This window comes from Sphingomonas sp. IC081, assembly GCF_006874585.1.
Lineage (GTDB): Bacteria > Pseudomonadota > Alphaproteobacteria > Sphingomonadales > Sphingomonadaceae > Novosphingobium.
The window spans coordinates 1-7,130 of sequence record NZ_CP029768.1 but is presented as its reverse complement, the minus strand read 5'-3'; the positions used below and the strand labels follow the sequence as shown (position 1 = coordinate 7,130).

Below are 7,130 nucleotides of genomic sequence, written 5' to 3'. Positions count from 1 at the left end.
CTCGCTAATCAGGCCGCCTACGGCGGTGATGATGAGTGCCGCTAGTCGCGGCACGCGTTAGGCGCATGACGGACAGGAATCCGCATCCCTTCCACGTCGCACACGCTGCAAGGTCGCAATTGGCTATCAGGGGGTGTGCAGGAGGCGATTCCGGCCCATAGAGCGCAGGGAGGCGTTGGGGGGTAGGTTTCGCCATCCAAGGGCTTGGCGGTGCCCTGACGGGCACCAGAGGGTAAAATCAGGGGTTTTCGGTTCCGCGCAGATGGCAAGGCGGACATTCGCCCTCGCCTGCCGTGCCCCAGCTATCGACCCACATTCTCCAAGTAAGTCGCTGATTTCGCTGTCGTAATCGTGATATTTCGCATATAAATCATGGCGTTGACGGCTGCGAGGGGCGCGTTTCATGGATCACCTGGAGGGTGCGGGCTTGGCGCGGGGAGATCGGGTTGATTTCGACCGCCGTGTGCGTCTGGAGTTCCGTGGTGCGCAGATCAGTTCAGACGGTGGCCTGCTGGTGATGCGCGAGCTTGATGACGTGCTCGGCCTGTCCAATCTGGCGTCGGAGGCGCTGCGAGACAGCCGCACCGGGAAGAACACGCTCCATCGGCTTGACGGATTGTTCCGGCAATCGGTGTTCGGACGACTGGCCGGATACGAGGATGTGAACGATGCCGACCGCTTGGCCCTCGATCCCGTGATGCGTCAGGTCGTTGGCGGCAGGGCCGTCGAGGCGCAAGCTGCTTCGGCATCGCAGATGGGACGGTTCGAGACCGAGACGCTGGCTCTGGCCGCGAACCGGGCGGCGCTGGCCGATCTGAACGGCCAATGGATCGACCGGTTTCATGACCGCAACGGGTTGAAATACATCGTGCTGGACATGGACAGCTCGGTCAGCCCCACCCACGGCGATCAGGAAGGTGCTGCCTGGAACGGGCATTTCGACTGCACCTGCTATCACCCCATCTTCTTGTTCAACCAGTTTGGCATGCTGGAGCGCTGCGCCCTGCGTAACGGCAATGTCCACAGCGCCGATGGCTGGCGGGATGTCCTTGATCCCGTCATTGCCCGATATGCTGGCCGCGACCTTGGTGGACGCTTCTTCCGGGCCGACGCTGCCTACGCGATCCCCGCGATCTATATGCGGCTGGAAGAAGCCAGGTTCTTCTACGCCATCCGTCTGCCCGCCAACGCCGTCTTGCGCGAGAAGATCGCGCATCGGCTGACACGGCCCGTGGGACGGCCTTCGCTGACCAAGGTCAAACGGTTCTTCGAGGACTTCGAGTATCAGGCGGCGTCCTGGGACAAGCCGCGCCGCGTCATCGCCAAGATCGAATGGCATCCGGGCGAGCTGTTCCCCAAAGTCGGCTTCATCGTCACCAACCTGCCGATGGAGCCAGACTGGGTGGTGAGGTTCTACAACCAGCGCGGCACCGCAGAGCAGCACATCAAGGAAGGCAAATATGCCTTTCGCTGGACGCGGCTGTCATGCCGGAAGTTCCGGCACAACGAGGTGCGGCTGCAACTGCACGCGCTGGCCTACAACCTGGCAACCTTCCTGCGCTGCATCGAACTGCCCGAGGCCATGGCGGACTGGTCGTTGACCAGCCTGCAACTCAAGCTGATCAAGATCGGCGCCCGCGTCGTCCGCCACGCCCGCGCCATTACCTTCCAGTTGGCCGAGGTCGCCGTCACCGGCCCGATGGTGCGGGCCGTCCTTGCCGCCATCCGCCGTCTTCGAACGCCTCCGTCATGCGCATGACCACGATCCATGCCCAAGCTGAACGAAAGCGGCAGGACAGGTCCGTCTGCCGCGCGGAAAAGCGGCTCTGCCGGGCCAGAATGCTGCGGGTTCGAGGCTTGATCCACCCGACTTCGGCCGTTTGCGCGACGACAGACACCGCTCGGGGCGAAAAACGCTTGCCCAGCGAGCAAAATCAGGCGATCTTGAAGTCAAGCGGCAGGCCACTTGGGGAATGTCGGTTCAAGGGCAAGATCGCCGAGGTGAAGGTGAAGTACCTTCGATAGCCATCGACCAGGGCTCGGCTGCGTTGCGGCCGGGCCTGGGTCGACGGAACGTCCGTCAGCAACAGGGGAAGCGTCATGAGAACTCTGATCTTGGCTTCTGGCATGCTCGGCTTGGCACTGATCGCCGTCCCGGTGGATGCGAATGCCGTCGTTTGTGCTCGTGGTGTCGTGAGAGCAGGATGCGCCGGACCCAATGGAGCTGTCGTCGCGCGCCGTCCCGTGCCCGGAGCGGTGGTCGTAAGACCGGTCCCGAGGGCTGTGGTCGTGAGACCGGCACCGGTACGCTGCGCGATCGTCAACGGCCGACGGGTCTGCCGCTGATCGGCAAGAGAAGGCGAAGTGTTTCTCCGAAACCGAGACCGTCTGCGAATACGCCCTCATCTGGTTCCACTGACCGGCCAAAGACGCCCCCTCCACCGAGCGGGGCGTCTTCCCTGCTAATCCCTGTCAGCTTGCCGAATTGCGCGCCGTGACGATCCACGCCGCCCCGTCGACCATCAGCATGCGGGCGCTGTCGATGTCGGCGATCTCGAGCTTGGCGATTTCCGAGACGTGCAGGCCGCAGCCATAGGTGATGCTCAGCGCGGCGCGTTCCGTCAGGCTTCGCGCATGCGCCGGCAGCGCCAGCTCTAGCGTGCTTAGCATCACCGGCGGCCGTTCTGGCGTCGGGATCCGCGCCATGCGGTCCCCGAAGCCGGTTCGGCCCAGTGTAACGCGGAATAAGAACCGCAGCGCCGTGCAGGCCGGGTTCACCCGGGCGTAGTTCTCACAGTTGGCGGAATGTCGGATCGAGCCAGCGGGCCACTTCCTCGCCGGTCAGATGCAGCCCGGTTTCCTGATATTCGGCCCATGAGGCGAGGGCTTCGGCCTTGAAGCTTTCGCGGGCTTCCACGTGGCCCACGATCAGATTTGTCCCGTCGCCACAAGCTGGCCGAGCAGGGCGTTTACACGGGTTTGCCATCCGGGGCCGCTGTCGCGCAGATGCTCCACCGTCTTTGCATCCAAGCGGATTTTCACCTCGACCTTGGGAGCATCCAGCTTGGGCCGCCCGCGCTTGCGGCCCATCTTGGCGTCAACCCAGTCAACACCATGGACCTCACGCGCCGGACGCATACCCTGCATGAACTCCTCGGATAGCGGAGCATCTTCGCTGTGAATTTCGGGATCAAACTTGGGACGCATAGTAGAACCTCACCTCGTGTTTCTCCGCTCTGCGGAGGCTGATGGCGCGTATTGCATCGTCCGTTGAACCATCGGCATAGGCCAAAAAATAGAGGCGGTCGCCGATGAAGCCGATGGATACGAAGCGAACTTCGCCATAGTCGAACCGTGTGTCTTCACGGTCGAGCGATGTTGTAAAATCGAAGTCCGCCGCAGCCTGCAATGATACGCCGTGCTTGGCGAGATTAGCCTCGTCCTTGGCCGGATCGAACTCGACTTCCATAGCAATCTCGTACACCCATTAAATGTTAAGAGCAAGAATTTACGTACACCCGATAATGAACTGGCCTATTGCGCCTGCAAGGGCACCCAATCGCCCTTGCAGCGTTGAGTTTTGGCGTCCCATCGTGCGGTGCAGCCGTATAGCCGCTGTTCAATCTTGGGTTCCTTCGCCCACTGGTAGGCGAGGGCCGCGGCGAAGATCAGGCCCAGCCCGATCATGGCCGCGTAGAGCCATCCCTTCAGATGCTCCCACCCGATGGCTGCGCTGACGCGCTGAAGCTGCGTAGCGGCCCGCAGGAGTTCGTTGAGCGCGTTCTGCGTCTGCTGCCCCGCTTCGGCGCGCTGGCGGGCGTCATGCTCGATCTGGCGGGACAGGGCGGCGACCTGCTGGGCGACCCCTTCGGCCCCGGCCTTCCGCATGGCGTCGAGCAGGATGCGATAGTCCGCGCCGGGATCGGAGGGAGGGGGCGCGTCGAACTCGGCAGGGTCGAAGGGATCAGGCATCGGCAGGGCCTCCCTTGAAGGTCCAGCCCTCGAACGCCTTGCGGTCCTGATCGCGGCTGATGCGGTTCATCAGGTCATTGAGGCGGGATTCCCATGCGGGGTCTTTCATGGCGGCATCGAGGAGCAGGCCGCCGAGGATGATCTTGCGGCGCGCATCGGCCTTGCGGTTCATGGTGGCGGCGCGGGCTTCCAGTGCCTGCAACCGGGCCTTGGCCTGCTGGACCTTGCGACGTGCGGTTTCGATAGCCTCTGGCGTGGGAGCGGCCATGGTCAATCCTTTCGCTGCGCGATATTGATAGCACCGGACCCGACCGAACGAAAGAGAGGAAGGGCGCACTTATGCAAACTTGCGTTTGCGTGCGTCAGGGGATACCCCTGAACCCCAGCGGGCTATCGCCCGCGCCATGCTCCCGCATGGCTAGTAAGGGCGCGGCGATGGCGAGCTTCCATCTTGCGGTTAAGACGATCAGCCGTTCCGCCGGTCGCAGTGCGACGGCGGCAGCGGCTTATCGTGCGGGCGTCGAAATCACGGACGAGCGAACCGGCCTCGTCCACGATTACACCCGCAAGCAAGGCGTCGAGCATAACGCGCTTGTTGTGCCCGCCGACGCCCCGGCGTGGGCCAACAACCGGGCCGCGCTCTGGAACGCCGCCGAGCAGGCCGAGACGCGCAAGAACTCCACCGTCGCCCGTGAATATGAAATCGCGCTTCCGGCCGAGTTGTCGGCCGAGGCGCGGCGCGAGCTTGCGCTGGGCCTCGCGCGGGAGATCAGCGAGCGGCATGGGGTGGCGGTGGACGTGGCGATCCACGCACCAGGTCGCGAGGGCGACCAGCGCAACCATCATGCCCATCTGCTGACGACGACGCGGCGGATCGGCCCGGAAGGGCTGGGCGAGAAGACCCGCGAACTGGACCAGAAGACGAGCGGGGAGGTCGAGCGCTGGCGTGGCCGGTGGGCCGAGATGCAGAATGTTGCCCTTGAGCGCGCCGGTAGCGTGGAGCGGGTGGACCATCGCAGCCACCAGCGGCAGGGGATCGAGCAGGAGGCGACCGTGCATATGGGGCCGAGCGCGACGGCGATGGAGCGCCGCGCCGAGCATCAGGCGATGCGGGAGGGGCGGGCCTATGAGCCGGTGACGATGGTGGGCCAGCACAACGCCGGCGTCATCGAGCGGCGGGGCCTGCGCCAGTATATCGAGCGGGGGACCGAGTGGCTACGCGATGCGGGGCAGCGCATATCGGGCAGACTCCATGCGTTCGCGGCGACCTTGAGCGGCGCGGTCGATCGCGATCGGCGCGATGCCGCCGAGGCGCAGCGTCAGGAGCAGCTTGCCGCCGAGCGCGCCCGTGAGCAGGCACAGGAGCGCCAGCAGGCGCAGGAACGGGAAAAGGTGGCGGAGAAGTTCAGGACCATAGCCGGGAAGCGCGAGGCGGGCGCCCACGGCTATGGCGACCATAACAGCGACTGGAAGGCGACCCCGGAGGCGCTCCGCAAGGCGGTGGATGCCTATAACGGGGCGAACCAGCACACCAAGGATCTCTACATCGAGCAGATCCAGCGCGAACCCCAAATGGCGCGGGCGGTGGGGCAGTTGCTCCACGAGCGCGAGCTGGTCCTGCAACGGGATCGCGGCATGAGCCTGTGAGGGTGACGGAAAACCCTGAAATCGGGGTTTTCGTGCGGACTTCCAATGCGTCAGGGTTTTTCGTGCAGCCAGATCGCAGCGGCGGCGTGGTCGCGACTGGGGCGGTCAGCCATGCGCGGGTTCAGGTGAAACCCGCCGCCCTCATGCCTCATCGCCGCTAGGGCTGTTGCCCTGGCGGCTGAACAGACGGGACCAGAATCCACGCTGGGGGACGGGTTGAGGGGCGGCACGTTGATCGGTCAAAGCGAGTGTCGCACGTTGCGCTTGTTCCCGCCAAGCGTCCCGGTCGGCCTCGGCAGTTGCGGCCCTCCGTTCGGCGGCTTCAAGCTGTGCCCGTAGCACAGCCGTTTCCACCGTTTCCTTTGGAGTTTCCAATCGTTCATATTCAACGGTTTCTGGCTGTTTCCGTGGAAACGCGCGGAACAGTTCGGCGGGGTCTATTTGGTATCCCGCAGGGGTTTTGTCAGCATAGCTTAGCTTACCTGATTTCAGGGCTTTGCTAATAGTTCCCTTGGCAACACCAGCAGCCTTTGCGGCTTCTCCTAGACTTAGATAGGTCACGAATCTTCACCCGTTTCCAATCGTTCAAATGGTGGTGTTTCCGGGGTTTCCATATACTGCGCGGGCAAGTCAGGTTCCATCCCCGGAAGTGATGGTTCAGACGGGGGCGGAAGGCCCGGACCGCTTGGCAACTGACGCTCTCCCGGGAACAGGTTCGGCAGGCGATGGAGCGCCGGTTGTGCGCCCAGTTCATCACGATCCGGCTGTTCATCATCTGCAATCAGCACAGCCGCTGAGAACAAGCTGTAGCGAATGCCATCACGCTTGCCGCTCCATGCGACCCGATCATTGATGATATAAGCGCAGGCTGTCCCGGTTGGGCCGATCTGGCGGACTTCGATCCACCCTTGTTCGCGAAGTATGGACAAAGCCCGCTTAAGGGTGGGGAGTGAGCAATGGGCTGCCTTTGCCAATGTCGTTTGGCTGGTCACAATGGCATTATGCCGTCCCATTTGAGCCACCAGCACATGAAGCACCGATGACGCACGGGGGTTGGCGATGGCCAGTTGCGCCCATCTCTCATGAGCGGCGCGATCAGTCTGCACCCATGTCCCGCCCGGTGCGGTGGTCAAACCCAGTTGCTTTGACTCTTGCGACATTGGCACTCCCCAGTCCCACAGACTGATAAATTTGATCCAGCGTGAGCTACCCCTAGCTCATCTATGATCCAAATCAGAACGTCATTGAATGAAATTCAAAACCGACGTGCCGAAAACGTGTTGCAATTTCAATCATAAATTTTCGAATTTTGTTCGAACCTAGCTCATAGCTGGTGAGCTAGGGGTAGCTCATAGCTGGTGAGCTACCCCCCCCCGCTAAGTTGATGATTATAAATGGTTTTTATTTAATCCCTTCTATGATCTTATGATTACCCCCTGAAAGGGGGCTGCGAGTTATCCATGCCCCGCCATAGCGCTATCCAAAAGCTGGCGGCGGCGGGGGGTGGGTAA

General features: G+C 62.7%; 12 protein-coding genes. 3 read left to right on the top strand and 9 right to left on the bottom strand.

Features of this window, described 5'->3' with window-relative positions; all coding sequences use genetic code 11:
* The first annotated feature begins 403 nt into the window (after nt 1-403).
* On the top strand, nt 404-1,759 hold the full coding sequence (locus DM450_RS25590) for an IS1380-like element ISPme1 family transposase (protein ID WP_012112698.1): 1,356 nt from the start codon (nt 404-406) through the stop codon (nt 1,757-1,759).
* 175 nt (nt 1,760-1,934) lie between these two features.
* Here DM450_RS25590 and DM450_RS26040 read toward each other — a convergent pair whose 3' ends face one another.
* Nucleotides 1,935-2,102 carry a hypothetical protein gene (locus DM450_RS26040; RefSeq protein WP_185928892.1) on the bottom strand — a complete coding sequence of 56 codons (168 nt, stop codon included), beginning with the start codon at nt 2,100-2,102 and terminating at the stop codon, nt 1,935-1,937.
* Here DM450_RS26040 and DM450_RS26435 point away from each other — a divergent pair.
* Nucleotides 2,101-2,346 carry a hypothetical protein gene (locus tag DM450_RS26435; RefSeq protein WP_142640284.1) on the top strand — a complete coding sequence of 82 codons (246 nt, stop codon included), beginning with the start codon at nt 2,101-2,103 and terminating at the stop codon, nt 2,344-2,346. The two genes, DM450_RS26040 and DM450_RS26435, sit on opposite strands and share 2 nt — an antisense overlap.
* Before the next feature lie 126 nt (nt 2,347-2,472).
* On the opposite strand, the gene DM450_RS25580 is transcribed toward DM450_RS26435, so the two are convergent.
* From DM450_RS25580 to DM450_RS25560, 6 genes are all read right to left on the bottom strand, one after another.
* Complete coding sequence (locus DM450_RS25580; protein WP_185928891.1) at nt 2,473-2,706, bottom strand: hypothetical protein; 234 nt, start codon at nt 2,704-2,706, stop codon at nt 2,473-2,475.
* 85 nt (nt 2,707-2,791) lie between these two features.
* Nucleotides 2,792-2,926 (bottom strand): hypothetical protein, encoded by a 135-nt coding sequence (locus DM450_RS26430; RefSeq protein WP_260610793.1) that lies wholly within the window; start codon nt 2,924-2,926, stop codon nt 2,792-2,794.
* A 2-nt stretch (nt 2,927-2,928) separates the two neighbouring features.
* On the bottom strand, nt 2,929-3,207 hold the full coding sequence (locus DM450_RS25575; protein WP_029547671.1) for a BrnA antitoxin family protein: 279 nt from the start codon (nt 3,205-3,207) through the stop codon (nt 2,929-2,931).
* Entirely contained in the window at nt 3,191-3,469 is a 279-nt protein-coding gene (locus tag DM450_RS25570; protein ID WP_010337273.1) for a BrnT family toxin, read from the bottom strand. Before DM450_RS25570 ends, DM450_RS25575 begins: the two co-directional genes overlap by 17 nt.
* A 65-nt stretch (nt 3,470-3,534) precedes the next feature.
* Entirely contained in the window at nt 3,535-3,972 is a 438-nt protein-coding gene (locus DM450_RS25565) for a hypothetical protein (protein WP_066769916.1), read from the bottom strand.
* Complete coding sequence (locus DM450_RS25560; protein ID WP_010337271.1) at nt 3,965-4,240, bottom strand: hypothetical protein; 276 nt, start codon at nt 4,238-4,240, stop codon at nt 3,965-3,967. The genes DM450_RS25565 and DM450_RS25560 overlap by 8 nt, the downstream gene beginning before the upstream one ends.
* Nucleotides 4,241-4,386: 146 nt before the next feature.
* On the opposite strand from DM450_RS25560, the gene mobQ reads away from it, so the two are divergent.
* Nucleotides 4,387-5,619, top strand: a complete 1,233-nt coding sequence (gene mobQ / locus DM450_RS25555; RefSeq protein ID WP_231736769.1) for a MobQ family relaxase — start codon at nt 4,387-4,389, stop codon at nt 5,617-5,619.
* Nucleotides 5,620-5,760: 141 nt separating this feature from the next.
* Here the strand turns inward: mobQ and DM450_RS25550 are convergent, their stop codons facing one another.
* Nucleotides 5,761-6,180: a hypothetical protein gene (locus DM450_RS25550; protein ID WP_010337277.1), complete on the bottom strand. Its 420-nt coding sequence runs from the start codon at nt 6,178-6,180 to the stop codon at nt 5,761-5,763.
* Complete coding sequence (locus DM450_RS25545) at nt 6,177-6,779, bottom strand: helix-turn-helix domain-containing protein (RefSeq protein WP_164546221.1); 603 nt, start codon at nt 6,777-6,779, stop codon at nt 6,177-6,179. Before DM450_RS25545 ends, DM450_RS25550 begins: the two co-directional genes overlap by 4 nt.
* Between the last annotated feature and the right edge of the window lie 351 nt (nt 6,780-7,130).

Coding starts and splice junctions, on each gene's coding strand:
- DM450_RS25590 (WP_012112698.1), top strand. CDS start 404: ATGGATCACCTGGAGGGTGCGGGCTTGGCGCGGGGAGATCGGGTTGAT.
- DM450_RS26435 (WP_142640284.1), top strand. CDS start 2,101: ATGAGAACTCTGATCTTGGCTTCTGGCATGCTCGGCTTGGCACTGATC.
- DM450_RS26040 (WP_185928892.1), bottom strand. CDS start 2,102: ATGACGCTTCCCCTGTTGCTGACGGACGTTCCGTCGACCCAGGCCCGG.
- DM450_RS25580 (WP_185928891.1), bottom strand. CDS start 2,706: ATGGCGCGGATCCCGACGCCAGAACGGCCGCCGGTGATGCTAAGCACG.
- DM450_RS25575 (WP_029547671.1), bottom strand. CDS start 3,207: ATGCGTCCCAAGTTTGATCCCGAAATTCACAGCGAAGATGCTCCGCTA.
- DM450_RS25570 (WP_010337273.1), bottom strand. CDS start 3,469: ATGGAAGTCGAGTTCGATCCGGCCAAGGACGAGGCTAATCTCGCCAAG.
- DM450_RS25565 (WP_066769916.1), bottom strand. CDS start 3,972: ATGCCTGATCCCTTCGACCCTGCCGAGTTCGACGCGCCCCCTCCCTCC.
- DM450_RS25560 (WP_010337271.1), bottom strand. CDS start 4,240: ATGGCCGCTCCCACGCCAGAGGCTATCGAAACCGCACGTCGCAAGGTC.
- mobQ (WP_231736769.1), top strand. CDS start 4,387: ATGGCTAGTAAGGGCGCGGCGATGGCGAGCTTCCATCTTGCGGTTAAG.
- DM450_RS25545 (WP_164546221.1), bottom strand. CDS start 6,779: ATGTCGCAAGAGTCAAAGCAACTGGGTTTGACCACCGCACCGGGCGGG.